This is a genomic window from Acinetobacter chengduensis, from assembly GCF_003664645.1.
In the GTDB taxonomy this organism is placed as follows: domain Bacteria; phylum Pseudomonadota; class Gammaproteobacteria; order Pseudomonadales; family Moraxellaceae; genus Acinetobacter; species Acinetobacter chengduensis.
Genome location: NZ_RCHC01000084.1, coordinates 1 through 259, shown reverse-complemented (window position 1 = coordinate 259; position 259 = coordinate 1). Strand labels below are relative to the sequence as shown.

The 259-nt window shown below is 45.9% G+C and carries 1 protein-coding gene; it reads right to left on the bottom strand.

What is annotated here, in order from left to right; all coding sequences use genetic code 11:
• On the bottom strand, nt 1-259 hold a 259-nt coding region (locus D9K81_RS18335; RefSeq protein ID WP_227602123.1), incomplete at both ends, for a GTP-binding protein.

Here is a 259-nt window from a genome sequence, read left to right as displayed (position 1 = left end):
CGCGTCAACAAGAGCAACAACAGCGTCTTCGCCGTATTGGCTAGCGTCACCGTTAAGTGCAAGAAGAGCAGAACCACGGATAACTGGAGTGTCATCGCCTGGGAAGTCATAAGTAGAAAGAAGTTCACGAACTTCCATTTCTACTAATTCAAGAAGCTCTTCGTCGTCTACAAGGTCGCATTTGTTTAAGAATACAACGATGTAAGGAACGCCTACTTGGCGAGAAAGAAGGATGTGTTCACGAGTTTGTGGCATTGGA